Source organism: Sphingomonas yabuuchiae (assembly GCF_001477495.1).
GTDB classification, from domain to species: Bacteria; Pseudomonadota; Alphaproteobacteria; order Sphingomonadales; family Sphingomonadaceae; genus Sphingomonas; species Sphingomonas yabuuchiae_A.
In genome coordinates this window covers 43,518-59,871 of the sequence record NZ_LDTF01000062.1, presented here as the reverse complement: position 1 = coordinate 59,871, position 16,354 = coordinate 43,518, and the positions used below count along the sequence as shown (strand labels likewise).

17 protein-coding genes are annotated in these 16,354 nt (G+C 67.0%); 9 read left to right on the top strand and 8 right to left on the bottom strand.

The window, feature by feature from the left end:
* From NS355_RS11630 to NS355_RS11620, 3 genes are all read right to left on the bottom strand, one after another.
* The coding region (locus tag NS355_RS11630) for a chloride channel protein (RefSeq protein ID WP_167345444.1) at window positions 1-494 on the bottom strand (494 nt) is incomplete at its 3' end.
* 124 nt (window positions 495-618) lie between these two features.
* The gene (locus NS355_RS11625) at window positions 619-1,887 is read right to left on the bottom strand and encodes an aminotransferase class V-fold PLP-dependent enzyme (RefSeq protein WP_058745866.1); all 1,269 of its coding nucleotides are present in this window, start codon (window positions 1,885-1,887) and stop codon (window positions 619-621) included.
* Window positions 1,887-4,250, bottom strand: coding sequence for a TonB-dependent receptor plug domain-containing protein (locus tag NS355_RS11620; RefSeq protein WP_058745865.1), 2,364 nt, complete (start codon window positions 4,248-4,250; stop codon window positions 1,887-1,889). The genes NS355_RS11625 and NS355_RS11620 overlap by 1 nt, the downstream gene beginning before the upstream one ends.
* Window positions 4,251-4,431: 181 nt before the next feature.
* On the opposite strand from NS355_RS11620, the gene NS355_RS11615 reads away from it, so the two are divergent.
* Window positions 4,432-5,538: a DNA alkylation repair protein gene (locus NS355_RS11615; protein ID WP_058745864.1), complete on the top strand. Its 1,107-nt coding sequence runs from the start codon at window positions 4,432-4,434 to the stop codon at window positions 5,536-5,538.
* 49 nt (window positions 5,539-5,587) lie between these two features.
* Here the strand turns inward: NS355_RS11615 and NS355_RS11610 are convergent, their stop codons facing one another.
* Window positions 5,588-5,908, bottom strand: a complete 321-nt coding sequence (locus tag NS355_RS11610) for a hypothetical protein (protein WP_058745863.1) — start codon at window positions 5,906-5,908, stop codon at window positions 5,588-5,590.
* 146 nt (window positions 5,909-6,054) lie between these two features.
* Here NS355_RS11610 and NS355_RS11605 point away from each other — a divergent pair, with 146 nt between their 5' ends.
* The 5 genes from NS355_RS11605 to NS355_RS11585 all read left to right on the top strand — a co-directional run bounded on the left by NS355_RS11605 (window position 6,055) and on the right by NS355_RS11585 (window position 11,520).
* Complete coding sequence (locus NS355_RS11605) at window positions 6,055-6,549, top strand: Csu type fimbrial protein (protein ID WP_244489662.1); 495 nt, start codon at window positions 6,055-6,057, stop codon at window positions 6,547-6,549.
* Between the two features lie 32 nt (window positions 6,550-6,581).
* Window positions 6,582-7,277, top strand: coding sequence for a fimbrial biogenesis chaperone (locus NS355_RS11600; RefSeq protein ID WP_058745861.1), 696 nt, complete (start codon window positions 6,582-6,584; stop codon window positions 7,275-7,277).
* Entirely contained in the window at window positions 7,255-9,654 is a 2,400-nt protein-coding gene (locus NS355_RS11595; protein ID WP_058745860.1) for a fimbria/pilus outer membrane usher protein, read from the top strand. Before NS355_RS11600 ends, NS355_RS11595 begins: the two co-directional genes overlap by 23 nt.
* Window positions 9,651-10,601: a Csu type fimbrial protein gene (locus NS355_RS11590; protein WP_058745859.1), complete on the top strand. Its 951-nt coding sequence runs from the start codon at window positions 9,651-9,653 to the stop codon at window positions 10,599-10,601. Before NS355_RS11595 ends, NS355_RS11590 begins: the two co-directional genes overlap by 4 nt.
* 130 nt (window positions 10,602-10,731) lie before the next feature.
* The gene (locus NS355_RS11585) at window positions 10,732-11,520 is read left to right on the top strand and encodes a DUF1206 domain-containing protein (RefSeq protein ID WP_058745858.1); all 789 of its coding nucleotides are present in this window, start codon (window positions 10,732-10,734) and stop codon (window positions 11,518-11,520) included.
* 83 nt (window positions 11,521-11,603) lie between these two features.
* Here NS355_RS11585 and NS355_RS11580 read toward each other — a convergent pair whose 3' ends face one another.
* The gene (locus tag NS355_RS11580; protein WP_058745857.1) at window positions 11,604-11,972 is read right to left on the bottom strand and encodes a hypothetical protein; all 369 of its coding nucleotides are present in this window, start codon (window positions 11,970-11,972) and stop codon (window positions 11,604-11,606) included.
* 330 nt (window positions 11,973-12,302) lie between these two features.
* On the bottom strand, window positions 12,303-12,548 hold the full coding sequence (locus NS355_RS11575) for a hypothetical protein (protein WP_058745856.1): 246 nt from the start codon (window positions 12,546-12,548) through the stop codon (window positions 12,303-12,305).
* Window positions 12,549-12,761: 213 nt separating this feature from the next.
* On the opposite strand from NS355_RS11575, the gene NS355_RS11570 reads away from it, so the two are divergent.
* Window positions 12,762-13,097 (top strand): hypothetical protein, encoded by a 336-nt coding sequence (locus NS355_RS11570; protein WP_058745855.1) that lies wholly within the window; start codon window positions 12,762-12,764, stop codon window positions 13,095-13,097.
* 43 nt (window positions 13,098-13,140) lie between these two features.
* Here the strand turns inward: NS355_RS11570 and NS355_RS11565 are convergent, their stop codons facing one another.
* Complete coding sequence (locus NS355_RS11565; RefSeq protein WP_058745854.1) at window positions 13,141-14,070, bottom strand: alpha/beta hydrolase; 930 nt, start codon at window positions 14,068-14,070, stop codon at window positions 13,141-13,143.
* Between the two features lie 171 nt (window positions 14,071-14,241).
* On the opposite strand from NS355_RS11565, the gene NS355_RS11560 reads away from it, so the two are divergent.
* Both NS355_RS11560 and NS355_RS11555 read left to right on the top strand, forming a co-directional pair.
* The gene (locus NS355_RS11560) at window positions 14,242-14,727 is read left to right on the top strand and encodes a hypothetical protein (RefSeq protein WP_058745853.1); all 486 of its coding nucleotides are present in this window, start codon (window positions 14,242-14,244) and stop codon (window positions 14,725-14,727) included.
* The gene (locus NS355_RS11555; RefSeq protein WP_058745852.1) at window positions 14,724-15,671 is read left to right on the top strand and encodes an SMP-30/gluconolactonase/LRE family protein; all 948 of its coding nucleotides are present in this window, start codon (window positions 14,724-14,726) and stop codon (window positions 15,669-15,671) included. The genes NS355_RS11560 and NS355_RS11555 overlap by 4 nt, the downstream gene beginning before the upstream one ends.
* Window positions 15,672-15,761: 90 nt before the next feature.
* Here the strand turns inward: NS355_RS11555 and NS355_RS18350 are convergent, their stop codons facing one another.
* Window positions 15,762-16,298 carry a J domain-containing protein gene (locus NS355_RS18350; protein ID WP_084787869.1) on the bottom strand — a complete coding sequence of 179 codons (537 nt, stop codon included), beginning with the start codon at window positions 16,296-16,298 and terminating at the stop codon, window positions 15,762-15,764.
* Between the last annotated feature and the right edge of the window lie 56 nt (window positions 16,299-16,354).

Sequence of the window (16,354 nt, the reverse complement as noted above, 5' to 3'; positions counted from 1 at the left end):
GCCCCGACCAGTACGCGCAGGTCGCCGCGCCGCAACCGCAGCCAGCCGCCGGTGATCGAGGCCAACCCCGCCCCCAATTGTGCATAGGCCGCCTCCAGCCCGACCGATGCGCCGAAGCCGTTGGAGAGGATCGTCTGGCCGGAAATCACCAGGCTGTCCGACCAGGACATGCGCCCGCCGTGCAGCGCATTGGCCTCCACGGCGTCGACCAGCCGCCGCTTGCGCGCCCCCGTTATCCGCGAGAACAGGACCAGCACCATCCCCCCAAGCGGCAGGGCCAGCAGCCCCCAGGCGGGAATGGTCGTGCTGGCGCTCAGCCGTTGATCCACCTCCAGCGTGAACAGCAGCCGCTGCAACCCTCGCGCGATGGCCCCCTGCGCGACGCTAAGCAATCCCGCCGCCGCACCGATCGCGATGGCAAGCAGGACCAGGCTCGCTTCGCTGGATCGGACCCGGTGGCGAAACCAGGATGGCGAGAGTCGGGGAAAGGACATGGTGCTCGCTATGTCGCGAAACCGGCGGGCCTGCCAGCGTCGTCAACCATCACCGGCTCGAACCGCAGGACGGATTGCAGGCGCACATGGTAGACCGGCTCTTTCGGAATCCCAATCCAATGGATCAGCGTGCGGTGACGAGATCGGGCAAGACAGCGGCCAGCCGGTCGACCTCCGCCATCGATGTGAAAAGCGCGGGCGTCACGCGGATACAGGCCCCCTTGGCCGCCCCGCTACGGTGGACGGTGAAGACACGGTGTCGGTCGAGCAGTTGCCTGGCCAGTTCGGTATTGCCTTGTGCGCTCGTCACGCCGTCGATGCGGAAGGAGGTGATCGCGCCGTGCAAGGCCGGGTCGTCCGGCGTCAATACGGTCATCCCCGGAACCTGCCGCGCCCGCGCCACCCAGCGGTTGCGCAAGGCCCGCAGACGTGCCGCTCGCGCCGCTCGGTCGATCCGCCGTTGATAGGCAAGCGCGGCCGGTGCGGTCAGCCACGCGGCATAGTCCAGCGTGCCCGTATGCACGCGGGACAGGATGCTGTCCGGTCCGCCCACATCCTCGGCCGGGTCGCGGTCGATCCGCGCCAGCGCGGAGCCGCGGATATGCAATATCCCCATTCCCAACGGCGCGCCCAGCCATTTATGCCCGTTCAGCCCGACAAAGTCGCAGTCGAGATCGGGCAGCGTGAAGTCCAGTTGCTGCCAGCTATGCGCCGCGTCCACGATGACATCGATACCCCGCGCCCGCGCCATCGCGGCAATCTCCCGCACCGGCAGGACCAGCCCGGTCCGATGGCTGAGATGGGTCAGCAGGATCAGCTTCAGTCGAGGTTCTGCCGCCATCGCCTCCGCATAGGCGTCGATCAGCGCCTGCCGCGTCGCGGGTTCCGGCAGGGCGATGCGCCGCACCCGGACTCCGCGCCGGGGCCCCAGGCTCTCCATACAGGCCTGCATGCTGTCATAGTCGAGGTCGGCATACAGCACCGCATCGCCTAGCGAGAGACGGTTGTAGCCCAGGATCAGCGCCTTGAGCGCCTCGGTCGCGTTGCGGGTGAAGGCGATCTCGTCGGGCGGCACGCCCAGTTCGCCCGCCACCGCCTCGCGCGCGGCGCGCAGATCGGCCAGCATCCCCCGGCGCGCATAATAGCTGGTGTCGCGGTTTACCCGCGCGACGGCCTGCTCATAGGCCAGCCGCACGGGCCCCGCCATCGCGCCCCAATTGCCGTTTTCCAGCTGGACGATGCCGTCCGACGGTCGGTCGTACTCCGCCGCGACACCCGCCCAGAAGGCTTCGTCGTCGGGTGCCGGCGCATGCATCCGCGCGGAAGCGGCGATCCCCGGCAGCGGGACGGCGGTCGCCATCCCGCCCGCCAGCACCATGCGCCGGTCGATCATCAGAAGCTGACCCCGACCCGCACATAATAGCGCCCGCCATCGGTGTCGTAAGGGGCGTTGCGCGAATAGATCAGGCCGCGATTGGCCTGGTTGGTCGCCTCGGCGGGATAGGTGTCGAAGATGTTCTCCGCCCCGCCCCGGACCGAGATGTTGGGCGTGATGCGATAGGTCAGCGAGGCGTCGAACAGCGCGATGCCGCCGAACCGCTGGAACAACTCGCCCGTCGCATTGCCCGTCACATCGGTCCACGGCCCATAGTAACGCCCGCGCAGCATCACGCCGACCGACCCGATGTCATAGCCCAGCGTGCCGGTCGCATTGTGACGCGGCAGCCGTTCCTCGAAAATGCGCCGCTGCGTTTCGTTGGCGATCGCCGCGCTGGTGCCGCTGCGCACCTGGGTGCGGTTGTAGTTATAGGCGAGGGTCGCACTGGCACGCCCGCCGCCGATCTGGCGGTTATAGCCCAGCACCATGTCGACACCCCGCGTGCGCGTGTTGAAGTCGTTGGTGAAATAGCTGATCGAGGTGAAGCGGTTGGGATTGGCCAAGGTCGCCGGGATGGCGATCGTTGCCGACTGGCTGAACCGGTCGTCGACATCGATCTGATAAAGATCGACCGTCGCGGTGAACCCCACCTGCGTCTGCACCGCCAGCCCGATGGTCGCGTTGCGCGAGGTCTCGGGGCGCAGCGGCCTGGCGCCGAGCGCGATGGCCAGCGGATCGGTCGGCGCCAGACGCCCCTGGTTGAACACCTGCAGCGTACGGGTGTCGAGGCCCTGGCTGACCACCCGGGTGTTCAGCTGCGCGGGCGTCGGCGCGCGGAAGCCGGTCGAATAGGTGCCGCGCAGCGCCAGCCACGACATGGGCTCGACCCGGCCCGACAACTTGTAGGTGAATTTGTCGCCGAAGCTGGAGAAATCCTCGTACCGTCCCGCCGCGCCCAGCGAGACGATCGACACCGGCCGCCAGGCGAGGTCGACATAGCCCGCATTGCTGCTCTGCCGGAAATGGCCTGCCTGTTGCGGACCGAAGCCGGGGAAGCCGTTGGAATTGGGCGCAAGCCCCGTCGCCGCACCCAGCCCAATGGCATAGGAAGCGGGGTCGCCGGTGCCGACGACATAACGCTCGATCCGGCGCTCGCCGCCAAAGGCGATGTTCAGCGGCTCGACTCCGCCGATGGGCAGGCGATAGACGAAATCGGCATTCAGGTTCGTCTCGATCTGGGTGAGGCGGCCCAGATAGAAACGCGTCGGACTGTTCGGCCCCAGCGAGGCGTTCAGGCTCTCGGCCAAAGTATAGTCGATGCGGCTGCGACCCGACGACGCGCTGATATCGTAGGAAAAGGCATCGGACAGCTCGCCGCGCAATCCGCTATCGGCCTGGATATCAGCAAAGCGCGTCCCGAAACGCGGGGTGAAGCCGACCGGATAGATGCTGCGGAAGCTGAACCCCGGAAAGGCACTGCTGGCATTATAGACGCTGCCCGTCCCCGCCGGATTGCGCCAGTTGAAGTCGGTCACGCCCTCCCCCTGCTGTGCCGTGCCAAAGGCATAGAGGGTTACGCCGGGAACGAGTTCATAATGCATGTCGAGCGCGCCGCGCAGCCGTTCCTCGTCGGGCTGGCCCCAGCGCTGGACGGGATTGGGGACGGTCAGCGTCGGGTTCGCCGCCTGGAACGCGATGGCGTCGGGGCGCTGGCGGGTGCGCGAGGTGGCCTCGGCATGTTCGAACTGGCCGGTGAAGACGATCGCGCCGCGCTCGCCCAGCGCGATGCCGCCACGCATCCCCGACTGATAATCATTGCCGTCGCCCGCATCATATCGGCCGAACTGGCCATAGGCCTCCATGCCGGGCGCATCGTCGAGGATGATGTTGATGACGCCCGCAATCGCGTCCGACCCATATTGCGCCGAGGCGCCGTCGCGCAGCACCTCGATCCGCTTGATCGCCAGGCTGGGGATGCTGGCGAGGTCGGGGGCCTGTGCGCCGCGCGTGCCGAGCAATGCCGAGCGGTGGTAACGCTTGCCGTTGACCAGCACGAGCGTCTGGTCCGCCGACAGCCCACGCAGGGTGGCCGGGCGGACGAATGCCTGGCCATCGGCGGCAGGCAGGCGCTGCACATTGAAGGAGGGCAACAGCTGCGCCAGCGTGTCGTTCAGGTCGCCCGACACGCCCGAGCGGATCAGCGTTTCGGGCAGCACGTCGACCGGGGCCAGCGTATCGAACTGCGTCCGGCCCCGCTCACGGGTGCCGGTAACGATCACGTCGCTGTCCGCGCCCGTATCCGGCGCGGTCTGCGCCCAGGCGGCGGGGGCAAAGGACAGATGCAGCGCCACAATGGCGCTGGCGGTAACGAATTTCATGATGGAGCCTTCCCCATAGGCGATGCGCGTGGCGCTTGTGGGGGCTGCGCCTATGGGGAGGACGTTTCAGGCGCGTTACGTCCCGGCGGCGATTTGATGACGCCCTTTTTTAAGCGCACGATGCCGCTCCGATGCGGTAACGCTTTGCACAAGCGATATTCCGGACGGACGACCGACCCTCATGAGCGACGCGAAAGCCTATCCCCTGATGAAGGACATTCTGGGCGTCGAGGCGGTGACGATCATCGCCGATGCCGGTGCCGCGGCGTCGCCCGTCTTCGACCGCGCGGCGTTTCTCGATACGGCGTTGGAGGGACTCAACGGGCTGTCGATCATGGAGCGGGTCCGCCATATCGCCGACGCGCTCCATGAAGCCCTGGCCACCGATTACGCGACCGCAATCCATGTCGTCAGAGCCATCGCGCCGCGCCTGACCCATGCTTTCCAGGCGATGGCCGTCACCGAATTCGTCGCCAGGCACGGCTTGCACGATTTCGATCGGTCGATGGAGGCGCTGGCCGATCTGACCCGGTTCGGCTCGGCGGAGTTCGCGATCCGTCCGTTCCTCGCCGCCGATCCCGGGCGGGCGCTGGCGCAGATGCTCCGCTGGACCACCGACCCGAACGAGCATGTCCGCCGCCTCGCCAGCGAAGGCAGTCGCCCGCGCCTGCCCTGGGCCTCGCGCGTCCCGGCGCTGCGGGCCGATCCGACCCTGGCTGCCCCGATCCTGGATGCGTTGCGCGACGATCCCAGCCTCTATGTCCGCAAGTCGGTCGCCAACCATCTGAACGATATCGGCAAGGATCGTCCCGATTGGCTGGTCGAACATCTGCAAGGCTGGGACCGGGAAAGCCCGCGCACGGGCTGGATCATCCGCCATGCGCTCCGTTCGCTCATCAAGAAGGGCGATCCGCAAGCGCTGGCGCTGATCGGGGTCGCGCACGGGGCAGAGGTGCGCGTCGACCGGTTCACCGTCGAGCCTGCAACCGTCGCGCTGGGCGAGGCCGTGACGATCGCCGTTGAGCTATCCTCCCTCACCCAGGCCAACCAGCGCCTCGTCGTCGACTACCGCCTCCATTACGCGCGGGGCGCGGGCAAGACGGCGGCCAAGGTCTTCAAGCTCAAGACCTTCAACCTTGCCGGATCGGCCACCGCCAGGCTGGGCATCCGTCAGGTCATGCGCGACTTCAGCACGCGCCGCCACCATTCCGGTTGCCATGAGGTCGAATTGCTCGTCAACGGCCGGACCATGGCCACCGCCGCATTCGATCTGGTCTGCCCGGTCTGAGCCCCCTATCTCCTCCCCTTGCAGGGCAGGAATAAAGCCGAATTTAGCCTCAATTCCCCTCGGCGTCGACCGTGAAGACCACCGGCCGGCCGCGCGACATCGGGTCCCATCCCGCCGCCAGCGCCGAGCGTACGCAGCGCGTGATCGTCGGTTCGTCGAGCTGGAGCCGCCCGCGCGGCAAGCCCTTGAGCAGCCGCTTCGGAGCCGGAAACTCCATATGCGCCTCGCGCCCGGCGCCCTGTTCCGAAAGCGCGATGGTCATGCCCTTCCACCCTTCGTCGTCCGACAGATGAGGCTCGCGCTGGAGGTGCCAGTCATAGGTGATGCCGTCGACGATCACGCTGCCGGCCTGAATTTGGGTTTTCGACATGGCCCGCCCCTAGCACGTTCGCCGCGCCAAGGCACAGGCCACAGCCAACACGATCACTTTCCGAAATTCTCGTCCGATTCCGAAGCTTTAGCACCTTGATAACGAATTCGGGCTTTTGATCAGGCGTGATTTGGAGGCACAATATCGTGAAACCCTATCTCGCACCTCTCGGCATTGCGGCACTGGGCTGCATGCTGATCGCCGATCCCGCCGCCGCGCAGCAGAGCACGCAGTTTCAGGTGTCGTTGACGATCCAGGCCGAATGCCGCCTGACCTCGGCCAGCGACCTGGCCTTCGGCAATACCGGCGTGATCCAGGCCGCGATCACCTCGACCAGCACGATCGGTGTCCAGTGTACCAACACCACCCCCTATAATATCGGCCTGAATGCCGGTGCGGGTACGGGGGCGACCGTGGCGGCGCGGCGGATGACCTCGGGCGCGGGGGCCACAATCGTCTATGAGCTGTTCCGCGACCCCGCCCGGTCACAGATCTGGGGCAATACCGCAGGCACCGATACGCTGGCCGGGATCGGCAACGGCGCGGTCCAGTCGCTGACGGTGTACGGGCGCGTCCCGGCCCAGACCACTCCGGCGGCGGGCAGCTACACCGATACGGTCCAGGTCACGGTGACGTACTGATGATCCGCTGGCCCAGAAGGTCGCTTGCGGGGATGGCGATAGTCCTGGCGATCCCGGCGGTCGGCCACGCCTCGGACATACGGGTCGCGCCGGTCGCCATCGACCCTCTGCCGGGCGCGCGCACGACCTCGCTGACGCTCAGCAACGCCGAGCAGCGGCCGGTGCGGGTCCAGGTCCGCGTGATGAAATGGACCTCGCGCGACGGCACCGATGTCCTCACCCCCACGAATGACGTGGTCGCCAGCCCGCCCTTCTCGACGCTGGCGCCGCAGCAGCAATATCTGATCCGTGTCGTCCGCACGGCCAAGGCGGCGCCCGTCGGCGAGGAAGCGTATCGCGTCCTGATCGACGAAGTGCCTGAGCCGACCCGCGCGCAACCGGGCACGGTCAATCTGGTCGTGCGTCAGTCGATCCCCGCCTTCTTCTCCGACATCCCGCGCCGGATGCCCGATGTGGAATGGCGGATCGACCGATCGGGCGGCGGCGCGGCGCTGATCGGGCGCAACAAGGGCAACAGGCGGCTGCGGGTCGCCGACCTCCAGCTGATCGCGGGCAGTCAGCAGCTTCTCGCCCGGTCGGGGCTGGTGGGCTATGTGCTGGCCGGCTCCGAACTTCGCATTCCGCTGAACCCCGGTAACACCCTGCCCGGCGGCACCGACCTGCGGATGCGGGCCGTCTCCGATGGCGGCCCGATCGAGGTCTCCCTTGCGACCCAGCCGCGCCGGTGAGCTGGCCTGGATCATCTTGGCCATGCTGGGCTGCGCGCAGACGGCCGGTGCGCAGGACAGCGACAGCCTTCGCGTCGGAGTCGATGTCGACCCCAGCCGCCAGGAACAGGCGCTTCAGCTCGAGGTCTATCTGAACGACAAGCCCACCGGCTATGTCGCCTCGTTCACGCAACGCGCGGACGGCAGTTTCACCGCACCCGTCGCGCAACTACGGACTCTGGGCGTCAAGGTCCCGCCGGATGCCCAGACGGGCGACGTGTCGCTGGAGCGTATTTCCGGGCTGCGCTATCGATATGAGCAGATGCGCCAGATCATGTGGCTGGCCGCCGGCCCGACCGTGCAGAGCCCGACGCTGATCGACGGCGGGCGCGGGAACCGTTCCGCCCTGACGCCCGACCGGCCGCCCTTCGGCGCGGTGCTGGACTATACGTTGTTCGCCAGCGGGGACCGGAGCGCGGTCGGCCCGCGCTTTACCGGCGCATCGGGGGCGTTCGGGACGCGCGTCTTCGGCGCGTTCGGCCTGTTCGAGAGCAGCGCGGTCGGCCTGTTGTCGGGCGGGCCGCGTTTCACCCGGCTGGCCACGAGTTACAGCTATGAGGACCCCAGGCGTCTGGTGACGCTGCGCATGGGCGACACGATCAATGGCGGCCATGCCTGGACCCGCCCGATCCGCATGGCGGGTCTTCAGATCCAGCGGACCTTCGGCATGCGGCCAGACCTGGTCACCATGCCCGTGCCACGCCTGCTGGGCAGCGCCGCCGCCCCCTCGACGCTCGACCTGTTCATCGACCGCGTCCGCACCCTGTCCGCCGACGTGCCCCAGGGCCCCTATGCCGTCATGCACCCGCCGGTCGTCCAGGGCGCGGGCGTCGCCACCGTCGTCGTCCGCGACGCGCTGGGCCGGGAAACCGTGCAGACCGCGCCCTTCTATGCCTCGCCCCAGTTGCTGGCGGAGGAGCTGACCGATTTCAGCACGGAGATCGGCTTTGCGCGGCGAAGCTATGCGATCCTGTCGAACGACTATGACCGGCGGCTGATCGCCTCGGCATCGGTACGGCGCGGCATGACCGACCGGCTGACGCTACAGGGTCACGCCGAGCTGGGCGCGGGTCTGGTCCAGCTGGGCGCGGGCGGCGTCGTGACGTTGCAGGACCAGGCCTTGTTGTCACTGGCCGGGGCGATCAGCCAGGCGGGTGGCCGCACCGGCGGGCTGATCGACATCGCCTTCGAGACCCGCCGATCCGGCTTTTCGGTGCTGATCCGATCGATGCGGGCGATCGGCCGCTATGAGGATCTGGCGTCGCGCACATCGTCCTTTGGCCCGATCCTGGTGGGCGACCGGCGCATCTTCGGCGCGCCGCGCGAGGTCGACCAATTCTCCCTGTCGCTGCCCGTCCCAGCGACCTCGGCCTCGGTCGGGGTCAGCCTGGTCAATTCCAAGACGGCGGCGGGCGACCGGTATCGACTGGCCAGCCTGTCCTCGACCGCCAATGTCGGGCGGCTGTCGCTGTTCGCCAATGCCGTCGCGGACCTGACCGGCGGTCGGAGCTTCGGCCTGTTCGTTGGAGCCAGCCTGCCCTTCGGGCGGCGCGCCTCGGTCACGACCGGTGCAACGGTGTCGGAGGGGCGAGTCTCGGGCTATGCCGAGATGTCGCGGCAGGGTGCACACGAGCCCGGCTCCTGGGGCTGGTCGGTGCGGGTGGCCGATGGGCGCGAGCGGGCGGGGCATGCCATCATCCGCCACACGACCGGCTTTGCCCAGTTCGAGGCGACCGGCCTCTATGCGGGCGGCAACGTCTCCGGCACCTTGCAGGCCGAGGGCGCGGTCGCGCTGATCGGTGGCGACCTCTATGCGGCGCGACGGCTCGACCAGTCCTTTGCGGTGGCCGATGCGGGCGCGAGCGGCGTGCGGGTATATCGCGAGAACCGGCTGGTCGGCACCACCGGCGCGTCGGGCAAGCTGTTGGTCCCCGACATCGCCCCGTTTGAGCCGAGCGCGATCTCGATTGATCCCTCCTCGCTGCCGGTCGATGCACGCATCGCCTCGACCCATGCCGAGGCCGTGGCCTTTACCCGGGTGCCCGCACTGGTCGCGTTCGGCGTGGCGCGTGAGACCGACACGGCGCTGGTCGAGTTCGTCGATGGCCAGGGTCGGCCGCTACCGCTGGGCTCGGCGATCGCCCGGCCCGGTCTTCCGGAGGATGTGGTCGGCTATGACGGTGCCGCGTTCCTGAATGCGCTCGGGGCGCGGAACGAGGCGATCGTCACCGATCCCGATGGCCGCCGCTGCCGCGCGAATTTTCCCTTTGCCGCTCAGCCGGGCGAGCAGGTTCGTATCCAGGCCGTCTGTACACCCATGGCGAGCGCGGCCCCGTGACCCGGCTGATCCTCTTGTTGCTCGCCGTCATCGCCTGTCTGGCCATGCCCGCCCCGGCACAGGCGCAAACCTGTTCGGCCACGGTGTCGTCGACCGACTTCGGCAGCCCCTCGCTGCTGACCAGTGGACCCGTCGACGTGACGGGGACGGTCACGGTCACCTGTACCAGCATTCCGGTGCTCAACGTCGTCAAACTCTGTCCCGGCATCGGCGCGGGCAGCGGCGGCACGGACGGCTCCGGCCGCTTGATGACCAGCACCGGAGGAACGCTGCGCTATCAGCTCTATCAGGATGCGGCGCGATCGGTCGCCTGGGGATCGCAGGACAATCCGGCGTTGGGCACGGTGCCCGCGATCATCATCTCCAACCTGCTGAACGGGGCCGGTTCGGCGACGCGGACCATCTATGCGCGCTTGTTCGGCGGCCAGGCGACCGCGGTGCCGGGCGCCTATCGTTCCAGCTTCATCGGCAACGCCACGCTCTTCAGCTATGGGGCCGAACTGCTCGGCACCAGCACCAACTGCACCGGCTTCGCCGGCACCGCCTCCGTCCGTCCGACCTTCGAGGTGACGGCCACGGTGCCCAAGGGCTGCACCGTGGCGGCCACGGCGCTGACCTTCCCGACGACCGGCGTGCTGGCTCAAGCGGTCACGGCACAAAGCGGCCTCACCCTGACCTGTACCAGCCAGACGCCTTATGCCCTGCGGCTGGATACCGGGCGCAATGCCGATGCATCGGGCGTCCGCCGGATGCGCGGCCCCTCGGGCAGCTTCATCACCTATGGCCTGTTCCGCGATGCCGCCTTTTCGTCCAGCTGGGACAGCGGCATCCAGGCCTCGGGCACCGGCCTTGCCCAGACGCTGACCATCTATGGGCGGGTGCCCGCGCAACCGACACCCGCCCCCGGCCTCTATACCGATACGGTCGTCGTGACCGTGACCTATTAGGTCGCATACGCATCGAAAGCTGGGCATGCCCGTGCGTCCCGCCGCGTCGACAGCGAACAGCCGAAAAGCCATTCCGAAGCTGGAACGAGATCGCTTAGGCCTTGTTTTGTCCGGAGTTAAGGGAGACCATATGAACGCCAGCTCGCGCCTGACGGCCTTGACGCGGATCGGCTTCGCGACGCGCGGGCTGCTCTATATCGTCATCGCCATGCTGATCGTCCGGACGGGCCGGGCGGAGGATCAAAGCGGCGCGATCGAATATCTCGGCCGAGGCGGCGGCCAGATACTGCTGGCGATCATCGCCGTCGGGCTGACCGCCTATGGCATATGGCGGCTGGCCGATGCGGCGCTGGATATCGAACGGCACGGAACCGACCGTAAAGGCGTGATGGAACGGGTCGGGGCGGGTGTCAGCGGTGCCATCCACCTCCTGCTCGCCTCGCAATCGGTGCAGTTGATGCGCGGAGCGGCCCTGTCGGGAGACGGCGCTCAGGAAAGCGCGCGGACGGCGATGCAACTGCCCGGCGGCTGGGCGCTGGTCTTGCTGGGGGCCGCCGTGATGGTGGTGCTGGGCGTGGTCCAGTTCGCAAAGGCCGTCAAAGGCTCGTTCCTGCGCTATCTGAATCCATCGGTGGCGAGACAGTCCTGGGTGCAGTGGAGCGGACGCGTAGGCTATGCGGCACGCGGCCTCGTCTTCCTGATCAGCGGCTATCTTCTGGCGAAGGCCGGGATCGAGGAACATGCCAGCGAGGCGGGCGGCATGGCACGGGTGCTGTCCTGGCTGACCGATCCTTTCGATATCATCGTCGGCATCGGGCTACTGGCCTTCGGGCTCTTCAGCCTGGTCGAGGCCCGCTATCGGCAACTTCATGACGTACCGGTCGACAAGGCCATCCAGCGCGCGACCCGCTGGGGTTAGGCAGGCAAGAAGAACAATGGGATCTTGGCCATGGTGAAGGAGAGCCCGGCCGGTCAAGACCGACGAGCCCCCCTTCCCCGAACTTACGCCTCTGCCAGAGGCTTTGTCAGCTTCGGGGTCTGCTGATGCTGCACGACCCGCCAGACCTCATGCTCCAGCCGCCGGATGACCGAGGTGCAATAGGCCTCATAGGCCTCCCCGTCCCGGCTGGCCGCGACATGATAGCCGATGACGATCAATCCCTCCTGGGGGCGTGACACCTGCCGCTCGGTCAGTTCGGCGTTGTCCCAAACGGGCGTATCCGCCACCGCCGCCACGGCGGCGTCGCCGGTCAGCACGAAGGGCGGCCGGGGCAGCACCATCACGACCTCGGCATCCACCTTTTCCCGGTAATTGTCCGGGCCTTGGGTCCAAAGGCTCTCCTCGAAACTCCAGAGGCGTTCGTCATCCATGATTGGCACTCCCGATGGTGAATAGAATGGCGCGGAGCTCGTCAGGCAAAGTCGCCGAGCGCAGCGGCTTCGTCATCCGCCCGTTCGGATACCGATTTTTCGTCGACCGGCCGGGACCCCGGACGCGCGGTGCCCCCCGCGTCCGCCGCGTCTTTCTGGGGTGATGCGGCTCCGGGCACAGGGGAAGGGCTGGGACGATCGGACATGTCGGCTCCTTTGGCGCGACCGACATTTCGCCAGCGGCCAGGCCATAGAACGCCCTCGCCCCCTATCGGAGCCGTTCAAACGGAAGGAAAATATGGAGCGGGCGGCTTTCCCCCGCTCGCGCCGTCAGCTTTTCGCCGTCACCGGCACAGACGCCCGCACGGAGGCCACCGGCGGACGGTCCGTCGTGCGCCCATCATCCCCCAGGTGCCGCATGGCGTGAAGACGCCGCAGGATGAGCGCCAGATCGTCCTCGGTCAGTTCGGACACCGGATCGATCAGTGCCCGCTCGGGCAACGATTCCACCCACATCGCCAGCCGGTTGCAGGCTGCACCAAGATCGGGATCGGAACTGTCGTCGAAAGCCGCCATGCAATCAGCCTAAGCCTTTCCCCGCCGCCCGCAAGCCTCATCGACGCCGAACCGCCAACCCGCCCGGAACGCTGCACCCTGACAGGCGTCTGACGATATGTCGTTCCTATCGAGGCAGAAAGCGTGACCAGCACCGGATCGGCCGAGCGCGTTAGCAATACCGGGACCTCGGGCAGGATGAGGAATGATCTCGCCCGTCCCGGTGGCCCGTCGATGCCCAGAAGCAAATCCCCACCACCGGTCACCCCCGATGGCCGCTATATCGTCGTGCGCGGGCGGCTGTGGCGCAAGAGCAACCCGGCCCTGACGCCGGATGAGCGACAGGCACTGGTCGATGCGTTGATGCAGGCCCGCCGCGCCATACGAACGGCGATGGCACATGACGACGCACCGGGTCTTCGCCAGGCGCGAACCCAGGTCTACGCCGCCAAGGTCGCGCTCGGCGAACGTGGGCCGGTCTGGTGGGACGATGGCGCTCCCGATCTTAACCGGCACATGGTCCACACCACCGGCTATGCCGACTGGTACCGCGACGCCTCGCGGCCCTAGGCGAGGTTTGAAAGCTAAAGCAGACGCCCATGAACTGCGATCGTCAGCGCTTGATGAGCGTCTTGCCGAACCATGCGACGACATACTCGATCAACGCCGGTTGGAACCATGGTCCGTCGCCATGCCCGGCACCGTCCACCACGACATGGTCGACATCCGCGTCACGCTCTCGCAAGGCGGCGGCCATCTGCTCGCTCTGCACCGGCGATACGAGATCGTCGGCGCTTCCGTGCATCAGCAGCAGCGGGGGCTTTTGCCCCGAAAGATGGCCGATCGGGCTGGCCGCGAGCGCCTTGGCCGGATCGCTGTTGATCGTCGCTCCCGCAAAATCGCCGAACGCGACGCCGTGCACCAGCAGCGCCTCGGTCGAGGCGGTCGAGGCATGGACCCGGCCGATCGCGTCGGAAAATCCCGCACCGATGTTTCGCAGGTCGGAAATGCCATAAAGCGACACCGCCGCCTGCACGGCGGATGACGTGTCCCGCCAATCGCCCCGGTCATAGTCGGATGTGTCTCCGGTCATCGCCAGCATCTGCGCCAGCCAACCGCCGGCGCTGTCGCCCAGCACGCCGATCCGGTCGGGATCTATGCCATAGTCTTCGGCATGCGCCCGCAAATAGCGGACCGCCGCCTTGCCGTCCTCAAGTGGAGCCGGAAAGACATCCGGCACGACGCGATATTCAGCGGCGGCGACGACGAAACCCGCCTGCGCGAGCGCGAGCCGCATCTCGATGAATTTGCGGTGCGCCGCCGACGTGAAGCCACCGCCCGGCACATAGAGGATCGCAGGCTTCGGATCGGAGGTGCGCGGCACCAGCAGCGTCATGCGCAGTCCGCGGACCGCATCGATCCGCTTCACCTGATAGTAAATCACCTCCCCGACCTCGTCGATGCGAGGCCGGTCCGTGGTGATGGTCAGTGTTCCGGCCGTCGCGCGGTCGTGGGTATGCGTCGGTGGAGTATCGGAAACCATGCCAGACCTTTCTGCGTCCGCCCTGCTTCGGGGCGATCGCGCTAAATCGTGGGACCGCGCCACCGGTTCCGAAGCCCACGACGTTCCCGAGCGTATGAAACCTCCGCGCCCACACGCCGTTGGACCAGCGCTTCGCGATCCTGCCGGGTCGTGAGGGTGGAGGAGACGAGGATGACCGACCTGCCGACCCGGGTGACGCTCGACAATGATGGCACCGATGCCGAGCAGCCGCCGGTGCTGCCCTTCCTCCATATGTGGACCGGAACGGATGGCGGTAGCCGGATCGACCTGTCGCGGATGACCGGCTTCGGCCAGAAAAGCGTGGGCGGCGGGGCGGACCCGCAATGGATGCGGCCGTTCCCCGGCGAGGTGAGCGCGATCAACTTTGCGATTTTGCCGGTGGGCTGGGTCGGGGACTGGCACGAAAGTCCCAAGCCGCAATGGGTGATCCCGTTGCGCGGTCGCTGGTTCATCGAGACGATGGACGGAAGTCGTGTGGAAATGGGGCCGGGCGACATTCATTTCGGCCAGGACCAGAACACGACCGACGAAAAAGGGCACCGATCGGGTCAGGTCGGCGACGAGCCCTGTTTTCAGATCATGATCCAGTTCGCCACGTCGCCCGCCGCGCAGACACGCGATCCGTTCGGGGCATGACGGACGCACGGACGCCGCCGCTCGCCCCGCTGCTGATACCGGCAAGACTGCGTCCGCCCGGGCCGCCCGAGCCGACCGAGGTGGCACCACCAGTGATCCATCATGCCGATGCTCACGCGGTGCTCGGTAACGCCAGGCTCGTCACGCTGTACGATCAGGCAAGCTGGAGCGAAGGACCCATATGGTGGCCGCGCGAGCGGACGCTGGTGTGGAGCGACATCGTCGGCCGCCGCGTGCTGGGCTGGCGCGAGGACGGTGCGGTGGACGTACTCCTCGATGCAACGCCGTTCATCAACGGCAATGCCGTGCTGCCGGACGGAACGCTGGTGCACTGCGAACATGGTCGCCGCGCGATCAGCCGGTCCGACGGTAAAGGTGTCACGACCCCAATTGCATGGGCGGCAGAGGGCAGCCGCCTCAACGCGCCCAACGACCTGATCGTCGCCCCCGATGGGGCAATCTGGTTCAGTGACCCGACCTTCGGGCTGGAAAATCCCAAACAGGGCGTGCCCGGTCGTTCGGAAAGTGGGCGCACGGCGATCTGTCGGATCGGCAAGGACGGCTCCGTGCAGCGGATGGTCGACATGGTGCAGCCCAATGGCCTCGCCTTCTCGCCCGACCAGCGCATATTCTATGCCTCGCAGACGCCCGAGCATGGTGAAGGTGAAGTCGCGATCTATGCATTCGACTGGGACGGGACCACGCTGTCGAACCGACGCCGGTTCGCGACGGTGGCCGAGGGGATACCCGATGGCTTCAGCGTCGATCGGCGCGGCTGGTTATGGAGCAGTTCGGCAAAGGGCGTCGAACTGTTCGACTCCGCCGGCACGCATCTCGCCACCGTACCGACGCCCGGGACGTGCAGCAATTGCACGTTCGATATCCAGGAGACACGCCTGTTTGTGACGGGCGGCGCACATCTTTGGATGCTGGATCTGGCATAGCTCCTGCCGGTTGCAGGGTGTTGTCAGGTGAAGCGGGACCTCCGGAGGAAGCACGAGACCAGGTCGTGATGCCCGCATGATGACTGCTTGTCAGGGAGCAGAATGTCCAAGCCCGAGCTTCGTGCGCGACAAAGTGCGGATAGCTTTGGCGGCAGGCGGAGATCCATGGTGAACCTCCACGCTATGTCCAGCCGCAGATGCCGACCCGGACTCCTCGTAACATAGCACCAGAATCGTAGCCAATGGAGCGGTGGTGAGGAGCAGCAGAAAAAGACCCATCAGCCATCCGCTGGTCTCCAGCGGCTGCGAAAAGCTTCCGCTGGGCTGCATGGATGGGTGAGGTCGCATCGGCCGCCGGCCAACCTTCCTCGGGTGAAGCGGGCGATCCGCCATAGCCTGATCGATGGATGGCCCGGGCTGCAAGCGATCATAGGCGGCGCGGGCGTCTTTCTTCCCCAAAACGGCATACGCTTCGTTGATCTCTTTCGCGCGAGCCGAAACGTCCGCGCCATGATTGGCATCGGGGTGATATTGACGGAGCAGCGCCTTCCACGCGGCGTGAATGGTTTCGCGACTTGCCGTCGAGGATACCCCAAGAACGGCATAATAATCGGGTGATGAAGCCATCCGGTTGTCACCTCTCGCTATAACGCAAAAACGATCGTCCACCTGGCGGGCGATTG